The organism is Pseudomonas sp. SIMBA_068, from assembly GCF_046534705.1.
GTDB classification, from domain to species: Bacteria; Pseudomonadota; Gammaproteobacteria; order Pseudomonadales; family Pseudomonadaceae; genus Aquipseudomonas; species Aquipseudomonas putida.
This window is the reverse complement of record NZ_JAWRYI010001059.1, coordinates 1-254: the sequence shown is the minus strand read 5'-3', so window position 1 is coordinate 254 and position 254 is coordinate 1. Positions and strand designations below refer to the sequence as shown.

Genomic DNA, 254 nt, shown 5'->3' with positions numbered 1-254 from the left:
ACATCCGCAGGTCGAAATCAAACTGGATACCGGCGATGCTGCGGATGCGGTGGAAAAAGTGCACTCCGGCGATGCCGATCTGGCCATTGCCGGCCGTCCTGAAACGCTGCCCGCCAGCATTGATTTTATGCCACTGGGGCTGATCCCGCTGGTGCTGATCGCGCCTGCACTGCCCTGTGCCGTTCGTACTCAGGCAACACAGCCGCAGCCCGACTGGTCAAAAATTCCGTTTATCCTGCCGGTGCAGGGACCGG

Annotated in this window: 1 protein-coding gene; it reads left to right on the top strand. The window is 60.6% G+C overall.

The window, feature by feature from the left end:
* A partial coding sequence (locus tag SB756_RS32680) for a LysR substrate-binding domain-containing protein (RefSeq protein WP_410913589.1) occupies positions 1 to 254 on the top strand: 254 nt, incomplete at both ends.